22 protein-coding genes are annotated in these 24301 nt (G+C 73.0%); 12 read left to right on the top strand and 10 right to left on the bottom strand.

Translation table 11 applies throughout. From position 1 onward, the window contains the following. Positions 1-84 precede the first annotated feature (84 nt). Positions 85-1155, bottom strand: a complete 1071-nt coding sequence (locus OIE49_RS03940) for an alcohol dehydrogenase catalytic domain-containing protein (RefSeq protein WP_326801083.1) — start codon at positions 1153-1155, stop codon at positions 85-87. 355 nt (positions 1156-1510) lie between these two features. Between OIE49_RS03940 and OIE49_RS03945 the strand changes: the two genes are divergently transcribed. The 3 genes from OIE49_RS03945 (at position 1511) to ppk2 (ending at position 4689) form a co-directional block, all read left to right on the top strand. Further along, complete coding sequence (locus tag OIE49_RS03945) at positions 1511-1909, top strand: STAS domain-containing protein (RefSeq protein WP_326801084.1); 399 nt, start codon at positions 1511-1513, stop codon at positions 1907-1909. A 19-nt stretch (positions 1910-1928) separates the two neighbouring features. Continuing rightward, positions 1929-3818 carry a phosphoribosyltransferase family protein gene (locus tag OIE49_RS03950; RefSeq protein WP_326801085.1) on the top strand — a complete coding sequence of 630 codons (1890 nt, stop codon included), beginning with the start codon at positions 1929-1931 and terminating at the stop codon, positions 3816-3818. Between the two features lie 67 nt (positions 3819-3885). Next, complete coding sequence (gene ppk2, locus OIE49_RS03955; protein ID WP_326801086.1) at positions 3886-4689, top strand: polyphosphate kinase 2; 804 nt, start codon at positions 3886-3888, stop codon at positions 4687-4689. A 2-nt stretch (positions 4690-4691) separates the two neighbouring features. Here ppk2 and OIE49_RS03960 read toward each other — a convergent pair whose 3' ends face one another. The 3 genes from OIE49_RS03960 to OIE49_RS03970 all read right to left on the bottom strand — a co-directional run bounded on the left by OIE49_RS03960 (position 4692) and on the right by OIE49_RS03970 (position 7710). Next, a complete protein-coding gene (locus OIE49_RS03960; protein ID WP_326801087.1) occupies positions 4692-5558 on the bottom strand; it encodes a universal stress protein in 867 nt (288 codons plus the stop codon). 5 nt (positions 5559-5563) lie between these two features. Further along, the gene (gene adhP / locus OIE49_RS03965) at positions 5564-6586 is read right to left on the bottom strand and encodes an alcohol dehydrogenase AdhP (protein ID WP_326801088.1); all 1023 of its coding nucleotides are present in this window, start codon (positions 6584-6586) and stop codon (positions 5564-5566) included. A 218-nt stretch (positions 6587-6804) separates the two neighbouring features. Beyond that, complete coding sequence (locus OIE49_RS03970) at positions 6805-7710, bottom strand: universal stress protein (RefSeq protein WP_326801089.1); 906 nt, start codon at positions 7708-7710, stop codon at positions 6805-6807. Positions 7711-7947: 237 nt separating this feature from the next. On the opposite strand from OIE49_RS03970, the gene OIE49_RS03975 reads away from it, so the two are divergent. Beyond that, complete coding sequence (locus OIE49_RS03975) at positions 7948-8418, top strand: universal stress protein (RefSeq protein WP_326801090.1); 471 nt, start codon at positions 7948-7950, stop codon at positions 8416-8418. Positions 8419-8500: 82 nt separating this feature from the next. Here the strand turns inward: OIE49_RS03975 and OIE49_RS03980 are convergent, their stop codons facing one another. Beyond that, on the bottom strand, positions 8501-10255 hold the full coding sequence (locus OIE49_RS03980; protein ID WP_326801091.1) for a GAF domain-containing sensor histidine kinase: 1755 nt from the start codon (positions 10253-10255) through the stop codon (positions 8501-8503). 164 nt (positions 10256-10419) lie between these two features. Between OIE49_RS03980 and OIE49_RS03985 the strand changes: the two genes are divergently transcribed. Beyond that, positions 10420-11280, top strand: coding sequence for a universal stress protein (locus tag OIE49_RS03985; RefSeq protein WP_326801092.1), 861 nt, complete (start codon positions 10420-10422; stop codon positions 11278-11280). Positions 11281-11302: 22 nt separating this feature from the next. On the opposite strand, the gene OIE49_RS03990 is transcribed toward OIE49_RS03985, so the two are convergent. Continuing rightward, entirely contained in the window at positions 11303-12331 is a 1029-nt protein-coding gene (locus OIE49_RS03990; protein ID WP_326801093.1) for a 6-phosphofructokinase, read from the bottom strand. A 292-nt stretch (positions 12332-12623) separates the two neighbouring features. Here OIE49_RS03990 and OIE49_RS03995 point away from each other — a divergent pair, with 292 nt between their 5' ends. Both OIE49_RS03995 and OIE49_RS04000 read left to right on the top strand, forming a co-directional pair. Next, positions 12624-13703, top strand: coding sequence for a PP2C family protein-serine/threonine phosphatase (locus OIE49_RS03995; protein WP_326801094.1), 1080 nt, complete (start codon positions 12624-12626; stop codon positions 13701-13703). A 131-nt stretch (positions 13704-13834) separates the two neighbouring features. Next, positions 13835-15022 (top strand): amidohydrolase, encoded by a 1188-nt coding sequence (locus OIE49_RS04000; protein ID WP_326801095.1) that lies wholly within the window; start codon positions 13835-13837, stop codon positions 15020-15022. Positions 15023-15137: 115 nt separating this feature from the next. Here OIE49_RS04000 and OIE49_RS04005 read toward each other — a convergent pair whose 3' ends face one another. Continuing rightward, the gene (locus OIE49_RS04005; protein WP_326801096.1) at positions 15138-15413 is read right to left on the bottom strand and encodes a hypothetical protein; all 276 of its coding nucleotides are present in this window, start codon (positions 15411-15413) and stop codon (positions 15138-15140) included. Positions 15414-15538: 125 nt separating this feature from the next. Here OIE49_RS04005 and OIE49_RS04010 point away from each other — a divergent pair, with 125 nt between their 5' ends. The 5 genes from OIE49_RS04010 (at position 15539) to OIE49_RS04030 (ending at position 18293) form a co-directional block, all read left to right on the top strand. Further along, positions 15539-15901, top strand: coding sequence for a sortase-dependent protein (locus OIE49_RS04010; RefSeq protein WP_326801097.1), 363 nt, complete (start codon positions 15539-15541; stop codon positions 15899-15901). Further along, positions 15898-16536: a class F sortase gene (locus OIE49_RS04015; RefSeq protein ID WP_326801098.1), complete on the top strand. Its 639-nt coding sequence runs from the start codon at positions 15898-15900 to the stop codon at positions 16534-16536. Before OIE49_RS04010 ends, OIE49_RS04015 begins: the two co-directional genes overlap by 4 nt. Before the next feature lie 146 nt (positions 16537-16682). Further along, positions 16683-17174 (top strand): RNA polymerase sigma factor, encoded by a 492-nt coding sequence (locus OIE49_RS04020; protein ID WP_326801099.1) that lies wholly within the window; start codon positions 16683-16685, stop codon positions 17172-17174. Next, positions 17158-17661 carry a hypothetical protein gene (locus OIE49_RS04025; protein ID WP_326801100.1) on the top strand — a complete coding sequence of 168 codons (504 nt, stop codon included), beginning with the start codon at positions 17158-17160 and terminating at the stop codon, positions 17659-17661. The genes OIE49_RS04020 and OIE49_RS04025 overlap by 17 nt, the downstream gene beginning before the upstream one ends. A gap of 125 nt (positions 17662-17786) precedes the next feature. Then, positions 17787-18293 carry a DUF6584 family protein gene (locus OIE49_RS04030; protein WP_326801101.1) on the top strand — a complete coding sequence of 169 codons (507 nt, stop codon included), beginning with the start codon at positions 17787-17789 and terminating at the stop codon, positions 18291-18293. A gap of 333 nt (positions 18294-18626) precedes the next feature. On the opposite strand, the gene OIE49_RS04035 is transcribed toward OIE49_RS04030, so the two are convergent. The 3 genes from OIE49_RS04035 to OIE49_RS04045 form a co-directional block, all read right to left on the bottom strand. Further along, positions 18627-19982 carry a beta-1,3-glucanase family protein gene (locus OIE49_RS04035; RefSeq protein WP_326801102.1) on the bottom strand — a complete coding sequence of 452 codons (1356 nt, stop codon included), beginning with the start codon at positions 19980-19982 and terminating at the stop codon, positions 18627-18629. 242 nt (positions 19983-20224) lie between these two features. Beyond that, positions 20225-20950 (bottom strand): helix-turn-helix transcriptional regulator, encoded by a 726-nt coding sequence (locus OIE49_RS04040; RefSeq protein WP_401738393.1) that lies wholly within the window; start codon positions 20948-20950, stop codon positions 20225-20227. 562 nt (positions 20951-21512) lie between these two features. Then, positions 21513-24299 carry an ATP-binding protein gene (locus OIE49_RS04045; RefSeq protein WP_326801103.1) on the bottom strand — a complete coding sequence of 929 codons (2787 nt, stop codon included), beginning with the start codon at positions 24297-24299 and terminating at the stop codon, positions 21513-21515. Positions 24300-24301: the final 2 nt, after the last annotated feature.

The following is a 24301-nucleotide window of genomic DNA, read 5'->3' on the forward strand; positions in this document are numbered from 1 at the left end:
CGCGTCTCCCGCGCCTCTCCCGCACGTCCAAACCTCTCCCGCGCGTACACGCCCGTCGTCCGGCCCGTCACGTCGTCCGGCCCGTCAGGCCGCGGGCACCGGGACGACCTCGCGCCGCGGGCCGCCGAGCACGACCTTCAGGGCCCCCGTCTCGGCGGCGTGGGCGAAGACGTCGTAAGCCTCCTCCATGCGCTCCATCGGGAACGTGTGCGTGACGAGCTGGGAGGTGGGCAGCCGGCCGGCCGCCGCCATCCGCAGCAGGGTCGGCGTGGAGCGGGTGTCGACCAGGCCCGTGGTGATGGTGACGTTCCTGCTCCACAGGTCTTCCAGGTGCAGGGTGGCGGGCTTGCCGTGGACTCCGACGTTGGCCACGTGTCCTCCGGGCCGCACCATGCGCGTGCACAGCTCGAAGGTCTCCGGTACGCCCACCGCCTCGACGACCACGTCGGCGCCGAGGCCTCCGGTGAGGTCCTCGACCAGTTGCTCGGGGGCCTCGCGCGCGTCGGCGACGGCCTCGGCGCCGAGCTTGCGGGCGGCCTCCAGACGGGCGGCGGCCAGGTCCACCGCGATGATCCGCTCGGGCGCGAACAGCCGGGCGGTGGCGATCGCCGCGAGTCCGACGGGCCCGGCGCCGACCACGACCACGGTGTCCCCGGGGCGTACCCGCCCGTTGAGCACTCCGACCTCGTAGGCGGTGGGGAAGACATCGGCCAGCAGCACGGCTTCCACGTCGGTCACCGCGGCGGGCAGCGGATGGACGGAGAGGTCCGCGAAGGGCACCCGGACGAACTCCGCCTGGGTGCCGTCGACCAGGTGGCCCAGGATCCAGCCCCCGCCGCCGCGGCACTGGCTGTACATGGCCTCGCGGCAGAAGCGGCACCGGCCGCAGGCGGTGACGCAGGAGACGAGGACGCGGTCGCCGGGCCGTACGCTGCCCACCTCGGCGCCGACCTCGACGATCTCGCCGACGGCCTCGTGCCCCAGCACCGTGCCGGGGCGGACCTCGGGCACGTCGCCCCTGAGGATGTGCAGGTCGGTCCCGCAGATGGTCACGGCGTCGACGCGGACCACGGCGTCGGTGGCCTCGTCGAGGTCCGGGTCGGGGACCTCGTCCCAGGCGGACTGCCCGGGGCCTTGGAAGACGTAGCCTTTCATGCCGAACCTCACCCTCTTCGCTCCGGGACCGGTGGCCTTCACGGACGGACGGCCGATCGAACGGCCTTCACGGTCGGACCGTCTTCCCGGTCGGTCGGCCTTCTTGATCGGTCGGCCGGGAGCCCGCGGCCGGTGGGCGCGGGCCGCGCTCGGCGCGGCACCGGAACCCGGACCGGGACCGCCCACGTCTTCAGCTTCTCCGACGACCGGGGGTTCCGCATGGGCCGGTCGGCCCCATCGGCCGCCCGCGAGGGCGCGTACCCGCGGTGCAGGGGCGCCCACGGGTTCCTCTGCCGTCCCCGAGGGGACCGAACGGCCCTTCCGCGCACCCGGCCGGACCGGCTTGGCTGGCGGCATGTCCGAACGTCCCACCGGGCCCGCCGACAGCCATGCGGAATGCACCGTCGGCACCACGACCGTCGTGACACTGAACGGCGACGTCGACCTGGTCACGAGGCTGTCCCTCGCCGCGCGCCTCGACACGCTGACCGACGGGCCCCGGCCGGATCTGGTGCTCGACCTGCGGCCGGTGCCTTTCATCGACTGCGCCGGGCTCGGTCTGCTGTGCCGGGTCCGCAACCGTGTCACGGCACGCGGCGGCCGGCTGCGGCTGGTCAGTGGCAGTTCTTCCTTCCGGCGGATCCTGCGGCACACCGGCCTGACCGGTGTCTTCCAGGTGCTGCCGGAGTTCGGGGAGTCCCCGGGCGCCGGGCCGATCCCCCGGCAGGGGGTGGTCGCCGCGGGACCGGGATGACACACACGCCGAGAACATCGTGGTCGGCGATGTGGTCGCCGGTACGGCGGCGGGGCGCGCTGCGGGCCGGGAGCTCGCCCGGCAGCGCGCCGACCGGCAGCCGGTGCGGGCCGTGCTGCTCACGGCCGCCCCGGAGACCGCGTCGACGGGTGACGCGACCTGCCGGGCACCGGCGAAGGTCCGCCGGACCGGCCCCGACGGCACCACCCGCACCAGGCAGGTCCTGGTGAGCACGGACCTGCCCACCGGCGCGGCGATCACCGTCCGGCAGGACGGCCGGGGCTTCCTGGCCGCCCTGTTCGGGGCCGCGGCGGCGCTCGCCCTCGGCGGGCCGGCCCACGGGACGACGGCTCTGGTCCGCCGGCGGCTGGACCGGCGCCGCTACGAGTTGCGGGCGCGGAGTGGGACCTCGTCGGCCCGCGCCGGGACCGGACGACGAGCCGACCCGCCAGGACGGCGCGACCCGCCCCGGAGGCGGGCGCACGCCGGAAGCGTTCGAATGGATGCGAGGCGGTTTGCCGCCGCGCCGCCGGTAGAACGTACGAGGAGGTGGCGGCGCATGCGCTACGAGAACCGCGCGGACGCCGGACGGCGCCTGGCCCGGTGCCTGGAGTTCCTGCGAGACGAGGACGTGGTGGTGCTCGCAGTGCCAAGGGGCGGCGTCCCGGTGGCCTTCGAGGTGGCCCGGCACCTGGGCGCCCCGCTCGACCTGGCCGTGGTGCGCAAGCTGCGCGTGCCCTGGCAGCCAGACCTCGGATTCGGCGCCCTCGGTGAGAACGGCGTACGCGTCATCGACCGGGCCGTCCTGAGCGAGAGCGGCCTCGATCCCCCCGGGCGGGAAACCGTCGAACGCGCCGAGCGCGCCGAACTGGAGCGCCGGCTGCGGCACTTGCGCGACGACCACCCGCCACTGCCCGTGGCCGGGCGGACCGCGCTCGTCGTGGACGACTCGCTGTCGACCGGCGCCGCCGCGGAGGCCGCCTGCCGGGTGGCCCGGACCCGCGGCGCCGGGCAGGTGGTCCTCGCGGTCCCGGTCGGACCGGAGGCTGCACTGCCGCATCTGCGCACGGTGGCCGACCGGGTCGTCTGCCTCCAGCCGCTGCGCCACCTCGGTTCGGCCGGCGCCTGGTACACGGACTTCGGGCGCGTCACCGACGCCGAGGTCGCCACGCTGCTCGCCGAGACCCGGCCGGCCACCGCGATCGCCACGAACGCCGCCGGACCGCTCCCCGAGCCTCCCTCGGCAGCCCCCTCGCCTGACCAGGAGGTGGAGGTGCCGGCCGGTCCGGTGCGCCTGGCCGCCCGGCTCGCCCTGCCGCCGACCCCGCCGGTGGCGGTGGCCTACGCCCTCAGCGGCGGCAGCGGCCGGCACCGCCCGCCGCACCAGCGCGTCGCCGCCGTCCTGCGCCGGGCGGGCCTGGGCACGCTGCTGATCGACCTGCTCACCGAGGACGAGGAGCGCACCCCGCACAACGCCTTCGACATCGTGCTGCTGGCCCGGCGCCTGCGGGCCGCCACCGACTGGCTGCGCCGCGAGACCGGCCTGCCCGTCAGTCACTGCGCGGCCGGTACGGGCGCCGGCGCGGCGGTGGAGGCCGCGGCGGGCGACGACATCCGTGCCGTGGTGTGCCTCGGCGGCCGCCCCGACCTGGCCCAGCCCTCGGCGCTGGCCCGGGTGCGCGCCCCCTGCCTGTTCGTCGTCGGCGCCCAGGACACACGGCTCCTCGGCCTCAACCGGCTCGCGGCGGACTGGATGTGCTGCGACCACCGCGTCGTCCCCGTCCCCGGCGCCACCGACCTGTTCTCCGCGCCGGACACGGTGGAGACGGCGGCGGAGCTGGCCAGGGACTGGTTCACCGCCCATCACGCCCGGCCGGAGGGGGCGGCGAGGCCCCTGACGTCGGCGTGAGCGGCGCCCGTCGTCCGCGCGGCCGCCCGGGTGCGCCCACGCCCGCCGGAAAGTACGGTGTCCTGCTGTGAAGGCCGACAACGGGGCGGCGCTGCCGCGCAAGACCTACGAGAGCGAACTCCTGCGCCTTCAGACGGAGTTGGCCAAGCTCCAGGAGTGGGTGCGGACCACCGGGGCCCGGCTGGTCGTGGTGTTCGAGGGGCGGGACGCGGCCGGCAAGGGCGGCACCATCAAGCGGGTGACCGAGCACCTCAACCCGCGCATCGCCCGGATCGTGGCACTGCCCGCGCCGACCGAGCGCCAGCGCACCCAGTGGTACTTCCAGCGGTACGTCGAGCAGTTGCCGGCCGCCGGGGAGATCGTGCTGTTCGACCGGTCCTGGTACAACCGGGCCGGGGTCGAGCACGTGATGGGCTTCTGCACCAAGGAGGAGCATCAGCGGTTCCTGCGCCAGTGCCCCATCTTCGAGCGGATGCTGGTGGAGGACGGAGTCCTGCTGCGCAAGTACTGGTTCTCGGTGAGCGACGCCGTCCAGCAGGAACGTTTCCGGCGCCGTCTGGAGGACCCGCTGCGACGCTGGAAGCTGTCGCCGATGGATCTGGAGTCCATCACGCACTGGGAGGCGTACTCGCGGGCCAAGGACGAGATGATGGTGCACACGGACATCTCCGAGGCCCCGTGGTACGTCGTGGAGAGCGACGACAAGCGCCGCGCCCGGCTGAACATGATCGCCCATCTGCTCAGCACCATGCCGTACCACGAGGTCTCACCGACGGCGCTGCGACTGCCCGAGCGGCCGGCGCCGACCGGCTACGAGCGGCCGCCGCGCGATCTTCAGACCTACGTCCCCGACCGCACGGCAGACCTTTGACCTCAGGCCCGTTCGGGCACCACGGCCACCGGGCAGGCCGAGTGGTGCAGGGCGGTGTGGGCGACCCGGCCGAGCTGGAGCCCGAACCGTCCGGACCGGCGCCGGGTTCCGACCACGAGCAGGTCCGCGCCCGGCGAGGCATCCAGCAGTACCCGGCGGGCGGTTCCCTCCGCGGTGCGCCGGCGCACCTTCACCTCCGGCGGCACGTCCCGCAGCGCCGACTCCAGGGCGTCGACGGCCCGCTCCTCGTACACCCGCTCGGGCTCCCCGCCGATCAGCGGATGGTCGAAGGCCTCGTGCGCGGGGCACCGCCAGGCCCGTACGGCCTCCAGTTCGGCCGCGCGGCGCAGGGCCTCCTCGGCGGCGAAGCGCACCGCCGCCCCCGACCGGTCCCCGACGCCGACGACGACACGGCCGTGCACGGGGACGCGGGCCTGGTTGTCGTGGCTGCCGCGGATCACGAACACCGGGCAGTCGGCGTGCGCGGCCACCCACAGGCTGACGGAGCCCAGCAGCAGATCGACGACCGGGCTGCGGCCGCGGGCGCCCACGACCAGGGCGGAGGCGTTCTTGCCCTCCCGCACCAGCGCGTACTCGGGCGCCTCGGGCAGCGCGGCCCTGCTGATCGGCAGGCCGGGATGGCGGGCGCGGGCGCGCCGGGCGGCGGCCGCGACCACCTCCTCGGCCTCCACCTGGCCGTCCGGCTTGCCGAGTTCGCGTGCGAGCGCGGCGCCCTCGTAGCGCTCCCAGAGCGAGGCGTAGACGACCCGCAGCGGCACCGCGCGCAGGGCGGCCTCGTCGGCGGCCCAGTCGGCGGCCCGCAGGCTGGATTCGGAACCGTCGACTCCGACGACCAGCGGCAGATCCATGGTCCTCAGCCTCCCTCTCCGAGGTCGAACACGATGCGGGCTTTGACCTGACCGCGCAGCACCTCGTCGATGGACTCGTTGACGGCGCCGAGCGGTCGGCTCTCCCGGATGACCCGGGTGCGGCCCTCCGCGTGCAGTTGGAAGACCTCTGCGAGGTCCTGCCGGGTGCCGACGATCGAGCCGATCACGGAGGTGCCGCCGAGCACGGTGTCGAAGATCGGCACTCGGACGGTGCCCTGCGCGGGCAGGGCCACCATGACGAGCCTGCCGCCACGCCGCAACCCGGAGGCGACCGCCTCGAAGGCGGCCCCGTTCACCGCGAGGGCGATGGCCGCGTGGGCGCCGCCGTACCGTTTGAGCTCCCGGCCGACGTCCTGGGTGCGGGCGTCGATGAGGATGTCCGCGCCGAGTTCGGCGGCGAGTTCGAGCTTGTCGTCGGTGACGTCGATCGCGGCGACACGGGCGCCGGCGATCTTGGCGTACTGCACGGCCAGGTGGCCGAGTCCGCCGACCCCGGAGATGGCCACGAGCTGGGCCGGCCGGACGCCGGCGACCTTGAGTGCCTTGTACGTGGTGACGCCCGCGCAGGTCAGCGGGGCCGCGTCGAGGGGGGAGACACCGTCGGGCACCGGCTGTGCGAAGTCCGCCCAGGCCGTCATCTTCTCGGCGTAGCCGCCGTCGCAGCCGTATCCGGTGTTGATCTGCTGCCCGCACAGCGTCTCCCAGCCGGACAGGCAGTGCTCGCAGCGACCGCAGGCGTGGCCGAGCCACGGCACGGCCACCCGCTGTCCCACGGCCAGGTGGGTGACGCCCTCACCGAGTTTCTCCACGAGGCCGACGCCCTCGTGGCCGGGCACGAACGGCGGGTTGGGCCTGACCGGCCAGTCGCCGTGGGCGGCGTGGATGTCGGTGTGGCACAGCCCGCAGGCCTCGACGCGGACGCGCACCCGGCCGGGTCCTGGCTCGGGGTCCGGGCGCTCCTCGATGACCAGGGGTTCGCCGAAGGTCCGTACGACCGCAGCCTTCATGATCCTCACTCCTCGGATGGGGTCCTGTGGTGTTCGGTGGGCTGTGCTCGTGGTGCCGGTGCGGGGGTGCTCGTGGTGCCGGTGCTCGTGCGGGCCGGTGCTCGTGCGGGCCGGTGCTCGTGCGGGTCGGTGCTCGTGCGGGTCGGGGGCGGTTGCTCGGGTGGCGGTCGGGGGCCGTGCTCGGGGTACGTCGGTCAGGGGCCGTGCTCGGGTGGCGGTCAGGGGTGGGCGACGACCGCGACAGGGGCGGCGGCGTGGTGCAGGACGGCGTGGGTGACGTGCCCGACGCGGGCGCCCAGGGGGCTGCGGCGCACGCGTCGGCCCACCACGACGAGGGATGCCGCGCGGGAGGCGTCGACGAGCAGTTCCGCGGCGCTGCCGGGGCGGGAGACCTCGGCGACCTCGACGTCCGGGTACTTCCGCCGCCAGGGACACAGCGCCTCGGTCAGTGCGGCGGCCTCGGCCACCGCGGGGGAGGTGAGCAGTTCGGCGTCGGCGGGCACGCCGTAGCCGTAGTACAGCGGCGGGTACCAGCCGTGCACGACGTGCAGTGACGTGCCGCGGCGGGCGGCCGCCTCGAAGGCGAACCGGATCAGGTCCTCGTCCGGGTGCGCGGTGTCGAGGCCCAGGACGACGGGCCGGCGGGCGGCCGCGGCGGAGGGGAGGCCCGCCCGGTCCGTCTCGTGCGCGTCGGCGGCCTGCTCCCCGGCCCGTACCAGCACGACGGGACGCTCTGCGTGCGCCAGAACGGACAACCCGGCCGAGCCGACCAGGAAGCCGCCGACCCTGCCGAGGGCCCGCGAGCCGAGCACGAGCACTTCGGCGCCGGCCGCCTCCTCGGTGAGCACTTCGGCGGGACGGCCCGACAGGTGCTCGGCACGCACCTCGACACCCGGATGGCGCAACCGCAGTCCTTCGGCGGCCTCGCGGAGCACCCTCTCGGTCCAGTGCCGACGCGTCTCCGCACCGAGCAGCGGTGCCTGCGCCAGGGGCTCGGGCACCGGCTCCCCCACATGGACGAGCCGGACCGGCAGCCCGAGCATCGCGGCCTCCCGCGCCGCCCATTCGGCGGCGGCCCGGCTCTCGGGTGAGCCGTCGAGACCGACAGTGACGGTGCGAGGCATGGACTGCCACCTCCTGCGGCGCTGCCGCGACGGGAACTTCATTGATCCGCTGATCCGCTGATCCGTTGGTCTGCTGATCCGCTTCCGAGAATCGCCGTCGGCCGGCGCGGCGGCCATGGGCCGCTGGTCCCGCACCAGGGCCGACCGGCCCCCTGACCGGGACGGTCCCCGACTGGCACGGTCGCCTCGGGCCGGGCAGCGTGGACGTACGCACAACGACTGCTCAGTGAGGTGGCCATGCAGCCTTCCGCACCTCGACGCCGGGTGGTCGTGGGCGTGGACGGTTCGCCGTCCTCGTGCGCGGCGGTGCGCTGGGCGGCGGAATACGCGCGGCTCGTCGGCGGTGTCATGGAGGCGATCCACGCCTGGGACACGCCGTCGGCCATCGGCTGGACCGGCCCCGCGATCGATCCCGAGTTCGACCTGGAGCAGGCCCGGGAGCGCTTCGCGGAGGGTCTGAGGGGTGTCTTCGGCGACGACCGGCCGGCGCATCTGGTCGAGTACCTGGTCGAGGGCGATCCGTCGGAGGTGCTGATCCGGGCCTCGGCGGGGGCGGACGTCCTCGTCGTGGGCAGCCGGGGCCGCGGCGGCTTCGCCCGCGCGATGCTGGGCTCGGTCAGCCAGCGCTGCGCCCAGCACGCGGCCTGCCCGGTGGTCGTGGTGCGCCCTGACCATGAGGTACGCCCGGACCACGGCCGGCCCGGCTGATCCGTCCCACGTCCGTGCGGTGCGCCCCGGCGCCGGTCACTGCCCGGGTGAAACCTGGGTCACTGCCTCGACGCCGCCCCGGTCACGCCTTCGGCGAGGACCGCGCGGCCTCCGCGGAGCCCACGGGCGCGTGCCAGACCAGCCTCGTACCTCCGCCCTCGGGTGTGGTCCACTCCAGGCCGCCGTCCAGCCGGCGGGCACGTTCGGCCATGTTGGACAGTCCGCTGCGGCGGCCCTCGGCGGGGATCCCCACGCCGTTGTCCGTGACCGTCAGCCGTACGCTGCGGCCGTCGGTCTCCAGCGCCACCTCCGCACGGTCGGCGTGCGCGTGCCGGGCGATGTTCGTCAGCGCCTCGGACAGCACCGCCACCACCTCGTCCGCGGTCTCCCGCGACACATGGGTGTCCAGCAGCCCCTCCATCCGCACCCCGGGTGCGAATCCGAGCACCGGCGCGGCCTTTCCGACCACCTGCACCGCCCGCGTCCGCAGTCCGGCGCCCGCCTCCTCGTCGTGCGCCCGCAGACCGAAGATCGTCGACCTGACGATCTTGATCGTCTCGTCCAGGTCGTCGACCGCCCGCAGCACCCGCTCCTTGGCCCCCGGATGGTCGATGAACCGGCCCGCGCTCTGCAAGGTCATGCCCGTCGCGAACAACCGCTGGATGGCAAGGTCGTGCAGGTCCCGGGCGATCCGGTCGCGGTCCTCCAGCAGCGCGATCTGCTCCGCGTCCCGCCGCCGCCCGGCCAGCTCCATCGCCACGGCGGCCTGCGCCGCGAATCCCTTCAGCAGCTCCAGCTCCTTGCTGGAGAAGTCGTTCGCGCCGGCCTCCCGTACGAGCAGGACCACCCCGCGCACATGATCGCCCGGGCCCCCTACCGGCACCGCCACCGCGGGACCCAGACCCGCGAACCGGGGCGGACCCGCCGTCACCCGCGGGTCACGCGAGATGTCCGGGCTGCTCACCGGTACCCCGCCGGTGAACGCCTCCCCGGTCAGCGTGCCCTCCACCGGCAGCACCAGACCCCGGTGCGCCTCCGCCTCCTGGCCGATCGCCAGCTCCACGCTCAGCGTCCCGGTCTCCTTCACCGGCGTCGACATCGCCGCCAGCGCCGCCCCGGTGATCTCCCGCGCGCGCTCGGCTATCAGCCCCAGGACCTCCGCCTGGTCGGCACCCGACATCAGGCTCTGCGTGATCTCCGCCATCGCGCGCAGCCAGCGCTCCCGCAGCCGCGACTCCTCGTACAGCCGCGCGTTGTCGATCGCCACGCCCGCCGCCACCGCCAGCGTGGCCAGCACCGACTCGTCGTCCTCGTCGAACTCCAGACCGCCGCGCTTCTCGGTCAGGTACAGATTGCCGAAGACCTGGTCCCGCACCCGGATCGGAACGCCGAGGAACGTGTTCATCGGCGGATGGTGCTCGGGGAAGCCGTACGACGCCGCATGCTCCGACAGCTTCGTCAGCCGCAGCGGTTCCGGATGCCGGATCAGCTCGCCCAGGATGCCGTGCCCTTCGGGGAACGGGCCGATCCGCGCGATCCCCTCCTCGCTCACCCCGACGGTGTGGAACGCCGACAGCCGCCTGCCGTCCGGGCCGATCACGCCCAGCGCCGCGTACTCGGCGTCCACCAGCGTCGCAGCGGCGTCCACGATGCTGTACAGCACCTGCTCCAGGTCCAGCTCCCGGCCGACCGCGAGCACCGCCTCCAGCAGACTGTGCACCCGGTCCCGGGTACTGCGCGCCGCGTCAAGACGCGCCTGCAACTCCTCCAGCAACTCGTCCAACCGCAACTGCGGCAGCCGCACACGGGCCTCCCCCGACTCCCCGGAACCACTCACCGGCGAACCCTCCAAACCCCGCGCACCACCGAAAGCCCTCTCACCCACCTGCCAGCCACATTAACGGCCCCGGCAGGCCAGGGCACGGGGAGCCCGGCCGGTTCCACTGGTGCCGCGATGACGGCCCGTCCACAATGGTCCTCTGTGCCGCAGGGGAGGACCGGATGACCCGTTTCCTCATGGCCGGGATCGACGCGTCCCGGGAAAGCCTCGTCGCGGGCGAGTGGGCGGCCGAGGAGGCGGGCCGCCGCGGTCTGGAACTACGGCTGGTTCTCGCCGTTCCCGACCCCGCCGACGGCGTCGCCGAACCGGCGTTCGCCCTTTCCTGGCAGCGGTCCGGCGAGGAGGTCCTTGGGCGCGCCGAGGCCGCTCTCGCGGCGAGGCGTCCCGGTGTGGCGATGAGCAGCGTGCAGGTGACCGGCTCGGCCCCGGCCGCCCTGCTCTCCGCCGCCCGGACGGCCGAGCTCCTCGTCGTCGGGGCGCGCGGGGACGGCGGATTCGACGGTCTCGTTGTGGGCTCGACGGCGCTGGCTGCGGCGAGCCGCGCGCCCTGTCCCGTGGTGGTCGTGCCCCGGCCGCCCGCCGCCGCGCGGCACGAGGCGGAGGTGGCCGTGGGAGTCGACGCCCGCAGGGCGGCCGAGCCCCCCGTGGAGTTCGCCTTCGACGCGGCTCGGCTCCATACGGACAGGCTGCGAGCCGTGCACGCGTGGGCCCTCACCGGCGCTCCGCCGTGGACCGCGCTCGCGGTGCCCGAGGAGGACCGGGCGGCGTGGGAGGACGAGGAGGTCCAGCGGCTGTCCGACGTGCTCCGGGAGCCGCGGGAGAGGTATCCGGACGTCTCCGTGCTGCCCGACGTCGTCCTGCTCCACCCGGCCCACGCGCTGGTGCACGCCTCGCAGCGGGCGGGCCTGCTCGTCGTCGGACGGCGTACGAGCCCGCGGGCGGCCGAGCAGCGGCTGGGTCCCGTGGCCCACGCCGTGCTGCACCACTCCCACTGCCCGGTGGCCGTCGTGCCCCACGACTGACCGCGCGTACGGTGACCGCGCGTCAGGTGCCGAAGAAGACGTCGAACTCCTCGTAGAGCTCCATGGGAACCCGCTTGTTCGTGCCGGTGACGTCCGCGAGCGGAAGGCGTACGACATCCGTGCCGCGCAGCGCCACCATGGTGCCGAAGGCTCCGTCCCTGAGGGCGTCCACGGCGTGCAGTCCGAAGCGGGTGGCGAGCCACCGGTCGTAGGCGGACGGCGTGCCGCCGCGCTGGACGTGGCCGAGCACCGTCGTACGCGCCTCCTTCTGCGTTCGGCTCTCCAGCTCCCGGGCCAGCCAGTCGCCGATGCCGGACAGCCGCACGTGCCCGAACTCGTCGCGCGACTCGTCCTTGACCACCATCTGCCCGGCCTGCGGGACCGCGCCCTCCGCGACGACGACGATCGGCGCGTAGTTGATCTCGAAGCGCCTCTCCACCCAGGCGCACACCTGGTCGACGTCGAACTCCACCTCCGGGATGAGGATGGCGTTCGCGCCGCCCGCGACGCCCGCGTGCAGGGCGATCCAGCCGGAGTGGCGTCCCATCACCTCGACGACCAGCGTGCGCTTGTGCGACTCCGCGGTGGTGTGCAGGCGGTCGATGGCCTCGGTCGCGATGCCGACCGCGGTGTCGAAGCCGAAGGTGTAGTCGGTGCCGCCGACGTCGTTGTCGATGGTCTTGGGCACGCCGACCAGGTCGACCCCCACGTCGGACAGCGCGCTCGCGACGCCGAGCGTGTCCTCGCCGCCGATGACGACGAGGGCGTCGATCTCGTGGTCGCGGAGCGTCTCGCGGATGCGGTCGATGCCCCCGTCGATCCGGAGCGGGTTGGTGCGGGAGGAGCCGAGGATCGTGCCGCCGAGCGGCAGGATTCCCCGCACGGCCGCGACGTCCAGGGGACGGGTGACGCCCTTGACGGCGCCGCCCCAGCCGTCCGCGATCCCGACGAACTCCCAGGCGTACTCCTGCACGCCCTTGCGCACGACGCTGCGGATCACCGCGTTCAGACCGGGGCAGTCGCCGCCTCCGGTCAGCACTCCCACCCGCATGGTCACTCCCTCGCAGATCCCCCTCCAGCTTGGACCCGCCGCCGACGTGCCGCACGGCACGGGAGGGGGCGTCCGGATCCACGGCTCCTCGGACGGCTCCCGTGGGGTCGCCGGGCGACGGTGCGCTCGCACGGCGGACGCTTTGTCGCTATATGGTCTTGTATGAGCCTTGTAAGTTCCGGCGGCACGAGCCCGGCGCGAACGCCGAAGGCCGCAGGGTGAGGTCTGGGTGACGGCCATGGGAGCCAGTGGACTGTTCACGGGGGTGCGGGGGCGACCAAGGCGTGCGCTGGTGGCACTGCCGTTCGCGCTGATCGCGCTGATATCCCTCATCGACGCCCTGACTCCGGCGTACGTCGAGCTCGGACCGCTGCTGATGGCGGCACCCGCCGTCACCGCCGCGTTCGCCGGACCCCGGCTCACCGCGCTGGTCGGTGTCCTGGCCGTGGGAGCCCGGCTCACGGTGGCCTCCTTCCAGCACACGGCGGGGATCGCGAGCCGGGACGGGGAGATCGCCGCGCTGGCCGCAGGCGCGATCGTGGTGGTCGCCTTCACGGCGGTACGCGACCGGCACAGGCGGGTGCTGAGCCAGGTGCGCTCCGTGTCCGAAGCCGCGCAGAAGGTGCTGCTGCGGCCACTGCCGGACCGGATCGGGCCGCTGACCGTCGCCTCCATCTACCTCGCCGCCGAGGCCGAGGCGCAGATCGGCGGCGACCTGTACGCCGCGGCGCGCACCCACACCAGCACCCGGCTGCTCATCGGCGATGTCCGGGGCAAGGGGCTGGCCGCGGTCGGGGACGCCGCGATGCTGCTCGGATCCTTCTACGGGTTCGCCCACCGCCAGGAGAACCTGCCCGCCCTCGCGGCCCACCTGGACGGCAGCGTCAGATGGGATCCGCACAGCGGTGAGGACAGCGGCGAGGAGCGGTTCGTCACGGCGGTGCTTCTCGACTTCCCCGACCACGGCGGCTGCGTCCACATGGTCAACTGCGGGCACCCCCCGCCGCTCATGCTGCACCGCGGCACGGTGGTGCCGCTCGACCGCAGCCCGTCGGCGCCGCCGCTCGGACTCGGCGAGTTCAACGACGGCGACTACCTCCTCGACAAGTTCCCCTTCGAGGAGCACGACCTGCTGCTGCTCTACACCGACGGTGTCGTCGAGGCCCGTGACAAGTCCGGCGCCTTCTACGTGCTGACCGAACGTCTCCCCGCGTGGGGCGACCGCGCGCCCGACGACGTGCTCCGACGTCTGCGTGGCGACCTCCTCGCGTACGTCGGCGGCCGGCTCACCGACGACGCGGCGGCCGTCGCGGTCATGTGCACGCCGCCCCAGCGGCACGCGTCGGCCGCGGGGGACGCCCGACCGGAGTAGCTTGTCCGCCCGCCGCTCACCGCACGTGTCGCACCGGTGGCGTCGTCGAAACCCGGAGGTGTCGCGGCCCGGGAGAGTGGCACCCGGCGGTGGACACCTCACGACCGGCTCCCGCACCCCGAGGAGATCAGGTGGCCCGTACGCCCGACGACGTGAGCGCCGACGTCCACGACAGGCTTCGCGCGGCGGTCGGCGAGCGGGCGGACCTGCTGTGGGACGTCGCCCTCAGCCTGCACGCCGAACCGGAGTACGCCTTCGCCGAGCACCGGGCCGCCGCCCTGCTGACGGGCGAGCTGGAACGGGCCGGGTTCGCGGTGGAGCGCGGGGTGGCCGACATGCCGACCGCGTTCACCGCCCGCACCGGTCACGGGCACCCCGCCGTGGCGCTGCTGCTCGAATACGACGCCCTGCCCGGCCTCGGCCACGCCTGCGGGCACAACCTCATCGCGGCCGCCGGCCTGGGAGCGGCTCTCGCGCTGAACACGGTGCTGGACGGCTCGGCCGGGTGCGTGATGGCGGTGGGCTCCCCGGCCGAGGAGGGCGGCGGCGGAAAGGTCGTGGAGGTGGAGGCCGGTGTGTTCGAAGGCGTCGACGCCGCGCTGATGTTCCACCCGGGGGTGTGCAGCTGGACGCGGGCGCCGCTGACCGCGTCGGTGCAGTACCGGGTGGCCTTCCACGGCCGCGCCGCGCACCCCACCGGCAGCCCGGCCGAAGGCATCGACGCGCTCCTGGCGCTCGTGGAGCTGTTCAACGTCCTGACCACGCTGGGCCGGCGCCTGCCGGAAGCCTCCCATGTCCAGGGCATCATCACCGCCGGGGGCACGGCCACCAACATCGTCCCGGAGTACGCGGAGGGCCTGTTCGGTCTGCGCGCGGAGACGAGCCGTGCGTTGCGGGTCCTGACCGGGCAGCTGCGCGCGTGCGCCGAGGGCGTCGCGCTGGCCACGGACACCAGGGCCGAGATGGAACGCACGACGCTCCGCTACGAGCACTTCCGTGACAGCGACGTCCTGTCCGAGCGGTTCGCCGAGCACCTGTCACGGGCCGGGATCACGCTGACCCCGCCTGTGCCCGGCGTCTACCTGGGTTCGTCGGACATCGGCAACGTCAGCACGCGCGTGCCCGCCATCCACCCCTTCGTCGCCATCACCGACGAAGGGTCCGACCACACCCCCGAGTTCGCCACGGCCGCCGCCTCCCCACGGGCCCGCGACACCCTCGTCGCCGTGACCGGCGCTCTGGCGTGCACGGCGGCGGACGTACTGTCGAGCGCGGCCCTGCGCGAGAAGGCGTGGACCCACCACCACGAGGACCACTGACCCACACCCGCACACGGCCGCGCCGGGACTCACTCACCGCCCGCGCGGCTTGGCGGCATCAGCGCCGCGACGCGCGTGGTGAGCAGCTCAGCGGCTTGTCGTGCTGAAGTCCCGCTCACGCCTGAACCAGGTCGAGCGGATCGAGCAGGGACCGAAGTGCCGGGTTCATGCGTCGGCCGCGGCGGACGACGACCGTCAGGTCGATCGCCGCCAGGAGGGTGAGCACGCCGCACACGACGGCGATGGTGGTCAGCGGGCCGAATCCCGGGCTGTTCCCCGGGCCCGAGTCCACCGCCCACACCGCGAAGTACGCGGTCACCGCGGCGGAGACCGGGACGAACACGGCGAACAGCAGCAGGCGCAGTCCGAGCGGGTCTGCCCCGTCGGTCACCTGCCGACCGCCCGGAAACCCGCCTTTGCCATCTCTTTGCAACCCGGTCCCGCCCCGCCTCGTCTCTCCGCTCGATCCGCAACCGCCCGCCGACCCGGTGGGCGCCGACGAAAGAGAGCGAATCGATGCGCCGAACCATCCTCACCGTCGCGGCAGTCGCCTGCACTGCCGTGCTGGCGGGAACCGCACCCGCTTTCGCCGACGGGGCCGCTCCCTCCCCGGTCCCCACCCGGGCCGCCACCCCCTCCCCGGTCCCGACCAGGGCCGCCACGCCCGCGCCGGCCGCGCCGGCCGCCGAGCCGACCCGTGCCCCGGCCCGCGGCCAGGTCCGCGCGGTGCCCGCGGGCGCGCCCGACACCGGTGTCACCACCCCGGCCCAGGACTCCGACTCCCGGGACGGCCTGATCGGCGGCGGCGCCGGCATGGCGCTCGTCGTGGCCGGCGGGGCCGTCCTCGTCGTCCGCAAGCGCCGGACGACCGGCGCATGACACCGCTCTCCAGGCGCGCGTTCGGCACCGCGGCGCTGGCCGGACTGCTCGCGGGCTGCGGCGGCGCGGGGAGGGACGCATCCGCGCCCTCCCATCCCACCGCCCGCGGCGGCACCCCGGACACGGCCGGCACCACGCCGGCCGTGCCCGGTGCCACCGGCTCCCCGCGCCCCCTGCCGCGTTCCGTCCCGGTCCGGCTCCGTATCCCGGCCATCGAGGTCGACACCCCGCTGCTGAGCCTCGGGCTGGAACAGGACGGCACCGTGCAGGTGCCCCCGGTCACCGCACACGACCGGGCGGGCTGGTACCGGAACTCCCCCACACCGGGGCAGCTCGGGCCGTCGGTCGTCCTCGGCCATGTCACGGTCGGCCCCTACGGCGACGGAGTCTTCCGTCACCTGGACCGGCTGCGGACCGGCGAGACGATCGTCGCCCGCCTGGAGAACGGCACACAGGCGCAGTTCGCCGTCACGTCCACCCGGACGGTGGCCAAGGCGCGCTTCCCGACCGACGACGTCTACGGGAACGTGGACCGCCCGGAGCTGCGGCTCATCACCTGCGGCGGCCCGCGCGACGGTGACGGCTACCGCGACAACGTGATCGTGTTCGCCGTCCTCAGTGCCGTCATCCGCTGACGGCGACGGCCGATACGGCGACAGCGGCCGGGCCGGCGGAACACTGCACCGCCGGCCCGGCATCCTTCCTCAGGAGCAGCCGCCCCGCCCGCAGCCCCCTCCCCCATCCACCCGTGCCCGAACCGGCACCCCGACCCTGGAGAGCGTTGAAACGGTCCCGCGACAAGGCAGCGGCCGAACTGTTCGCCGCCGTGTACCCGCGCCTCGCCGGCTGGTGCCGCCGGCTCGTCGACGACGACGAGACGGCCCACGAGATCGCCTCCGAGGCGTTCACCCGGCTCTGGGCCCGTTGGACGTCAGTGGAGGAGCCGCACGGCTTCCTCTACGTGACCGCGGCCAACATCGTTCGCGACCACTGGCGCAAGCAGGAACGCGAGCGCCGCGCCGTGCGCCGCGCCACCACCGAGGCCGCGATCCGCCCCCACTCCGAGCAGACGGACCCGTCGGTGCGCCTGCTCGTGCAGTCCCTGCCGGAACGGCTGCGCGTCCCGATCCTGCTCCACTACTACGCTGACATGCCGATCCGGGAGGTGTCCGTGCTGACCGGACGCAAGGAAGGAACCGTCAAAGCCGACCTCCATGCGGCCCGAGAACTGCTCCGCGTCCACCTCAGGAGAAGCCTTGACCACTCGCTTTGACAACGACCCGGAGTTCGCGCCCGACGACCCGCTCGCGGTGATCCTGCGGCCTCCCGCCGACCGTCTCGGCCCGCCCCCGGGCCGCTACGAGGCGATCCGCCGCGCGGCCGGCCGCCGCAGGCTGCTGCGGGCCGCTGCCGGAGCGGCCGTGACCTGTGCGGCGGTCGCCATCGTGGTACTGCCGCTGCATCCGTCGGCCCCTTCCGCCCCCGTCACGCCCACGGTCCCCCTGGCTCCGCCGCCCCCGCCGCCCGCCGCGACCACACCGGCCCCCTCTCCCACGACGGCACGGACGGCTCGCCCCTCGGACTCCGCCGCCCCCAGTCCCCGCGAGGACGCCGCGACCAGGAGGACGCCCAGCACGCCGAGCCGCACCGCGGAGACCGGCACGCGCAGAACGGCCGGACCCGACCCGGCCCGCACGATTCCGGCCACCCCGGAGCGGTCCCGGGCCATTCCCACACCCGGGGCGGCGACTCCTCGCTGAAGGGCTGTCCCGTAACTGTTGCTGTCCCGTCTCGGTGAAGGCCAGCCGATGTCATTGGGGGCGAGCGAGTACCGAGCGACAAAACCAGGTCGACAGTGGTCACTGCGGTACCCGATCATGCGTTCATGCCTCTCAGAGACACCCTGGCCCGAGTCGATGCAGACCTGGTCGCCGGCCGGGTCCCCGTCGCGCGCCAGCGCCTGCGCGGCCTGGTGTCTTCCTTTCCGAACGACCTGATGCTTCGCCGGCGCCTGGCCGAGGTGTACCGCCTGTACGGAGACCCCGCAGAAGCGGGCCGCTGGATGTACCTCGAACAGGACAGGGACCCAGCTGAGACCTCCGCCTTCGAGGCGAGATACCACACAGCTCCGCGGCGCATGCGGGCACTTGCCTGGCAGGGCCCGGAGTCGCTTGCCCGCACAACCTTCGCCAGAGAGCGACTGGCAGCAGTACGAGCAGCCTGCTCCGAGGTCATGGGACACCCCGTCGACTGGGACACGGTGCCATCTGGCGAGAAGGCGGACAGCAGGAAAAGCGCCTTCGCCAACGTCCTGGCAGGGGCCGGATGCCTGGTGGCGGTCCTTGCGTTCCTCGCGATCTGGGTAAACGGACTCGTTGCCCTCTTCGACTGACTCAGGTCGATGGAGGAGCAGAGCGCGGAGCGCTTCGATGTGGTCCTGCTCGCTCGCGAATGCGCCGTTGCCGCGAGGTGCCCAGGGAACGGCGAGCTTGCTGACCAGCCGCTGCTTGACAGCCCAGTAGAGAAGTGCTGGTTTCCGCTCCGATTCCCCCAACCTCCGAGGAGCCTGACGACGACCAAGAGTCGGACGCCGGCTGGGCCGTTCAGGGTAGGTCCGGGATGTCAAGGATACGAAGGAAGGCGGTTGGATGCGTGCGCGTACGCGAGGAGAGGCTGCCCGGGGGCACACTGTCAGCGCGGCCCCCGGGCATCCTCTCGTGGTCGGTCACCAGCCGACGGCCACCAGTAGCCACTGCGGGTTGCCGTGGGAGATGAACGAGGACTGGCCCGCCACGTCGTCGTAGGGGAAGCCGTAGGCGAGCCGGTTGATGGCGTTGTCGTGCCAGAACTTGGCGTAGTAGTTGGCCGGTGCCGCCTTGTAGTACTGGGCCGGGTCGGACTGCTGGGCGGCCGGGAGCGTGGCGACGTGCCGGTTCAGGGCGGCGCACATGTCGGGGTTGCCGGCCAGGGAGGCTGCGCAGCCGAAGATGTCGGAGGTGGCCGCGTTCACGCCGACCGACTGGGCGTAGGACGTGAAGTAGTTGGCGTTCGCGCCGCCCGCGCGGAAGCTGGGGTCGCTGCCGGGGGCGATGATCCGGTAGGGGGCCTGGGTCTGGGCCAGCACCTTGAACTGGTCGGGAACGGCGCTGGTGAACCGCTGGAAGGTGGTGGCGCGGTCCTCGGCGAAGGTCTGCCGGTTCTCGCCGACCTCCACGTCGTAGCCGTCCTTGGAGTGCAGGCGCATGGCGAGCTTCAGTCCGAAGGCGTCGACGCGGGTCGTGTTGCCGTTGAAGACGTTGTTGCCGACGGTGAACTCGATGAAGTCGTAGTAGGGGCTGTTGGGCGAGCCGAGGTAGAAGTACATGCGGCCCGCCGAGTTCGCCGGCATGTCGAGGTACGGCTGCTCGGCGATGGAGTGGACCTGGCCGTTGAAGCTCCAGTACACCTGGCTGTCGGGGTACTTGCCGTTGGTGCGGTTGAGGATCTTCACCTCGACGGCGTTCTTCGCGGCGGGAATGTCACTGGTGCCGCCCCAGAAGTCGTCCGGCGGCGTGGTGGTGCCGCCGGGTCCGTAGACCTGGAACTCCCACAGGGAGTAGCCGTAGGGGGTGGCTCGCGCGGTTCCGTAGACGCGCACATAGCGGCCGCTGCCGGTGACGGCGAGGTTCTGGGTGCCGCCGGTGGCGTTGGTGGTGGAGTAGACGGTGGTCCAGGTGTTCGCGTCGCTGGACGTCTGGATCTGGAAGGACTTGGCGTACGCGGCCTCCCAGTTGAGGGTGAAGCGGGTCAGTTGCTGGACGGATCCGAGGTCCACCCGGAGCCACTGCGGGTCGGAGAAGGCGGAGGACCAGCGGGTGCCGGTGTTGCCGTCGACCGCGGCGGAGGCCGGGAAGGTGTCGTTCTCGACCGAGGACGCCACGGCGGGCCGCCCCTGGGAGAGCAGTTGGTCCGCGGCCTGCGCGGACGACGGTGTCAGAGCGGCGAAGCAGGCGGCGAGCAGGACGACGACCAAGCCGAGTGCCGTACGGGCACGGGCGGTGGTCGCCGGTCTGCGGGTGAGTACGCCGGAGAAGGGCTGCATACAGGTCTCCTCAAGCCGGTTCGGCGTGCGTGGGGGTGGAGCGGTAGCAGACGTGAGAGCGCTCTCTCCGGGTTGTATCCCCACCACCGGCCGACGTCAACAACTGAAGTCGAAATCCCAGGAGTTGACGGTGGATGCCTTCACTACTTGATACGAGCCGTCCGGTTCGGCGGACGGCTTGCGCCGGACCCGCACCGGCGGCCGGGCCTGAGCCTGGCCGGCCGCCGGTGTGTTCCGTGGCGTCAGTCCTTGATGAAGTCCGGGACCACCTTCGGCGGCCAGACGCCGACTTTCAGCACGCCCATGGAGTACGCGCGGGACACCAGCGCCGCCCGGTTGGGCACCCGGAGTTTCCGCAGCAGACAGGTCACGTGGTACTCGATGCCCTGCCGGCTCAGGTGCAGCCGTGAGGCGAGCGGGATCGTGGAGAGTCCGGAGGCTATGCCTTCGAGGATCCGGGCGTCGATCTGGCTCAGGAGCTTCTTGCCGCGTCCGCCGACGACCTCCGAGTCGGCCGGGTCGTTCTGCGCGCTGGGCATCATGACCAGGATCGAGGACTCGTCCGGGAGACCGCCGCGCACCATGAGGGCCGTCAACGGGGCGGTGAACGTGGCGTCGTCCCGTCCCACCGCGATGACGTCGGTGGCGAAGCGGTCACGCCGGCCTTCGATCAGACCGGTGAACTGCCGCATCAGCGGCTGCTGGACACTGGGGTGGACGAGATCGCTGAAGGTCCGGCCGCACAGGTCCGCGGACGAGCCTCCGAACTGCCAGAAGAAGCCCTCACTGGCCTGCTGGATGGTCAGGGACCGGTCGAGACGGGCCATGTTGAGGCGGCCCTCGTCGAGTGGCGCGGTCTGCGGCGATCGGCCGCCCTCCGGAAGGTCGCGGGCGGCCCCCTTGCCCGAAGCGGCAAGGGTGGACGTGAGCGTGATCGTCTCACGTCGTGAGTTGGTGACCTGCGGCATAATCGCCCTTCGTGCGGTGGGGGGTGTACTCCGCGCGCGGTGGACCCGATGGGTTCGGGCCCGGCAAGACGGCTCGGCACGAGGGCGCCCGGGGGACCCTGCGTGGAGGGCGCACGCCGGCGAGTACGGCGACGTGCAGTGCCTCACGCGTCTGACAACGTTGCCGGGCAGCGACTTCTCGTCACCGTCACCGGACCGTCGGTCTGCGCAGCGGTTGGTACTCATGAGATGGGTGAACAGGTAGCGGGTTCCGATGGTCTTCCCGGTCGGGACAGTCACCGGTCCTCCAGGGCTTTCCTCTCTCCTTCCGCACGGAAGAGGAAAGCCGAGAAGCACTCGGTTTTCCCGACCGCTCAATTCGCCATTACCACTGGAACCACACCAGGAACTCTAGAGAGTTGACGGCGACCGGGTCAACGTGAACCGGCCCGATCGCGCCGATTCTGTGGAGTGGCGGGAGAAGGTTCGGTGTCTCGCCCGGGCACCGCACACAAGGTTCGGTACGGTTGCTAAACCGCAGGTCAGAGAGCACACCGCCGGAACGCTGGGACCGAATGCCCGATCAGCCGGGAGCGTGCACCCCGGATTCCTGCACAACTGCGGCCAACTCTCGCCTGCCCGTAATGCCGAGTTTACGATAGGAGTTAGTCAGGTGCTTTTCCACAGCCCGGGCACTCACTTGAAGTTCAGCTGCAATTTCCTGATTGGTGAGGCCGTTGACAACGAGTGATGCCACCCGGGTCTCGGTACGGGTGAGTGCCGTCCGTACGGCGGGGGCCGAGGGCCTGCCCTCCCCGGTGACCGGCCCGGGCAGCCAGGGAACGCCGCAGGACTCCGCCAGTTCACCGGCCTCACGCAAGGACTCCCGGGCCTCGGCGCCGTCACCCAGCTGTCGCCCCAAGTCCCGTACTGCCATGAAGAGTTCGAGTTGGTTGGCGGACTCGCGCAGTGTTCCCACCGCCTCCCGCAGCAGATCGACCCGCTCGTCCGCCCCGTCGGTGCGGGCGCGCAGCCGCAGCGCGCGGCCGATGGCCACCGGCGCCCCCCACTCCCTCGCCCGCGCGTACTCCTCCGCCGCAAGGGTCCGGGCCAGGTGATGGTCGCCGAGCTGGTGGGAGAGGGAGACCGCCCAGGGGCGCCAGGGGAACAGAACGGGATTGCGCCAGCCCGCGCACTCCAGTTGCCGGCCGCATTCCATGGCCGTCTCCAACGCCGCTTCGGCATCGCCCTCCTGGGCCTGCTCCGCCATCCGGAGCAGGCCCAGCAGCGCGGACGGGATCGGCCCGAGGCACCGGTCGGCCGCATCGCCCACGATGCGTGAGCTGAGCTGCATGTCACGGGTCGACAGCGCCAGCGCGCCCAGCACACCGTAGACGAAGCAGCGGCTCTCCTCGCGGATCGTGCCGGCCAGTTCGACGATGTGTTCCGCCTGCTCCCGGGCCTGGGGCAGCCGGCCGCGCGCGATGTGGAACAGCGCGCGCCGCGCGTGCGTCATGGCATCGGCGCCGTCGTCTCCGTGGCCGCCGCGCTCCGCCGCGTTCTGCCAGGACTCGGCGGCCTGCAGGGCGTCGGCGCCCACCAGGGAGAACAGCACGAGCTGCATCACCGAACCACCGCCCACGATGGTCGCCGGTTCCCAGTCGAGGACAGTGCGGGCCCGACGCACGACCTCCGACGCCTCTCCGTCGGCGCTGAGCGTCGCCGCGTGCAGCAGCACGGCCAGCAGTTCCCTGCCGCCGCGTGAGCGGACCGGGGGTTCCAGGACGCGCAGTCTCGCGACGGCGTCGGCGAGTTGGGCATAGTCGTCCAGACCCGCGTACCGCAGTCTCGCCTCCAGGCCGAGAGCCTCCTCGCCTCCGGAGTCGTCGCGCACGCAGGGGTCGACGAGGTCGTCGACGGCGCGCCTGAGCAGCGCGGCGCCCGACGGGGTCACGGGGCTGGTCACACAGGGCGAGAGCCGCAGCACCGCGGCGGCGCGGTCACGGGCCGTGGGAAGCAGGGGGAGCGCCTGCGCGACATGGGATTCGGCGGCCGGAGGGTCGAAGGACAACTCGACAGCGGCCAGCTCGACCAGCAGTTGGGCCCTGGTCCGGTCCTGCGCCACCGTTTCCAGCAGCGCCCGGCGCAGATACCGGGCGGCCAACTCCGGCCTCCCCTTGCGGCGTACGCTGTCCGCCGCGCTGCGCAGTACCGGGACGGCCCAGGCGTAGCCGGGCGTCGGAACCTCCATGAGCTGGGCGGCGACCTGCTCCGCCGGAAGCCCGCTGTCGTACAGGACCACCGCGGCGGTCTCCTGCCAGCGCTGCCGTTCGGCGGCGCTCATCGAGCATTCGACGGCCTCCCGTACGGACGGGTGGGCGAAGCGGGTCTCGTCCTCCTCGGCCGTCAGCCCCAGTTGGCGCAGGACGCGCAGCGCCGTCGTGAGGCCGACGTCGTCGAGTCCCGCGAGGCGGCCGAGGAGTGCGGGATCCTCGTGCCCGGCCAGCGTGGCGATCGCGGCCGCCGCGTCCCGGACCGGTTGGGGCTGGAGCAGCAGGCAGTTCACTAAGCGGTCGCGGAGTTGGGCAGGGTGCGCCGTGTGCAGGAGGCCCGTGCTCGCGGCCACGGGCGGGCAGCCCGTGAGGGCGGCTTCGGACAGTACGGACCGGAGGAACAGCGGGCAGCCCCGGGAGAGTTCGTGGCAGGCGTGGACGAAGTCCTCGTCTGCGGGTTCCCCCAGGTGCGCGCGAACGAGTTGCCCGGTGGCGGCCGGGGACAGGGGCTTGGGTCGCAGAACGCGGGCCGAGGCGCTCACCAGCTCCTGCACCAACGGGTCGCGCGAGCCGGGATCACCGTCCCGCAGGGTGCACACGAGCAGCAGCCGCAGTCCGTCCAGCCGCCGGGCGAGACGGGCGAGCCAGCTCAGCGACCGGGGGTCCGTCCACTGAAGGTCGTCGATGAGTACGAGCAGGGGCGCTGCGGCGCTCAACGTGGCCAGCAAGCCGCGCAGATCGCGCAGAACCGTCCCGTCCGAGGCGTCGGGACCGGGCACCAGGTCGTCGCCGAGCACCTGCCGGGCGGCCCCCGCGCCGGCGAGCAGCCGTTTCCGCACCGGTCCGGATGCCGTGGTCAGCAGGCTGTCGAACAGCTGACGCACCACACCGTGGGCGAGCCCCTGTTCCGTCGGTGCGGCGCCGGCCCGCAGCACATGCACGGTGCCCTCGTCGGCGCAGCGCGGCAGTTCCTGCAACAGCGCCGAGCGGCCGATGCCGAGAGGCCCGGCCAGCACCATGACGGAGGAGCGCCCCTCGGCGGCGGCACGCAGGGCCTGTCGCACCGCCGCGAGCTCGGCACCTCGTTCGAGCAGCATCC

It is taken from the genome of Streptomyces sp. NBC_01788, from assembly GCF_035917575.1.
Classification (GTDB): domain Bacteria; phylum Actinomycetota; class Actinomycetes; order Streptomycetales; family Streptomycetaceae; genus Streptomyces.

Coding starts and splice junctions, on each gene's coding strand:
- OIE49_RS04030 (WP_326801101.1), top strand. CDS start 17,787: ATGCCTCTCAGAGACACCCTGGCCCGAGTCGATGCAGACCTGGTCGCC.
- OIE49_RS03985 (WP_326801092.1), top strand. CDS start 10,420: ATGACCCGTTTCCTCATGGCCGGGATCGACGCGTCCCGGGAAAGCCTC.
- OIE49_RS03960 (WP_326801087.1), bottom strand. CDS start 5,558: ATGGATCTGCCGCTGGTCGTCGGAGTCGACGGTTCCGAATCCAGCCTG.
- OIE49_RS03940 (WP_326801083.1), bottom strand. CDS start 1,155: ATGAAAGGCTACGTCTTCCAAGGCCCCGGGCAGTCCGCCTGGGACGAG.
- OIE49_RS04035 (WP_326801102.1), bottom strand. CDS start 19,982: ATGCAGCCCTTCTCCGGCGTACTCACCCGCAGACCGGCGACCACCGCC.
- OIE49_RS04010 (WP_326801097.1), top strand. CDS start 15,539: ATGCGCCGAACCATCCTCACCGTCGCGGCAGTCGCCTGCACTGCCGTG.
- OIE49_RS03970 (WP_326801089.1), bottom strand. CDS start 7,710: ATGCCTCGCACCGTCACTGTCGGTCTCGACGGCTCACCCGAGAGCCGG.
- OIE49_RS04015 (WP_326801098.1), top strand. CDS start 15,898: ATGACACCGCTCTCCAGGCGCGCGTTCGGCACCGCGGCGCTGGCCGGA.
- OIE49_RS03945 (WP_326801084.1), top strand. CDS start 1,511: ATGTCCGAACGTCCCACCGGGCCCGCCGACAGCCATGCGGAATGCACC.
- adhP (WP_326801088.1), bottom strand. CDS start 6,586: ATGAAGGCTGCGGTCGTACGGACCTTCGGCGAACCCCTGGTCATCGAG.
- OIE49_RS04045 (WP_326801103.1), bottom strand. CDS start 24,299: ATGCTGCTCGAACGAGGTGCCGAGCTCGCGGCGGTGCGACAGGCCCTG.
- OIE49_RS04040 (WP_401738393.1), bottom strand. CDS start 20,950: ATGCCGCAGGTCACCAACTCACGACGTGAGACGATCACGCTCACGTCC.
- OIE49_RS03990 (WP_326801093.1), bottom strand. CDS start 12,331: ATGCGGGTGGGAGTGCTGACCGGAGGCGGCGACTGCCCCGGTCTGAAC.
- OIE49_RS03975 (WP_326801090.1), top strand. CDS start 7,948: ATGCAGCCTTCCGCACCTCGACGCCGGGTGGTCGTGGGCGTGGACGGT.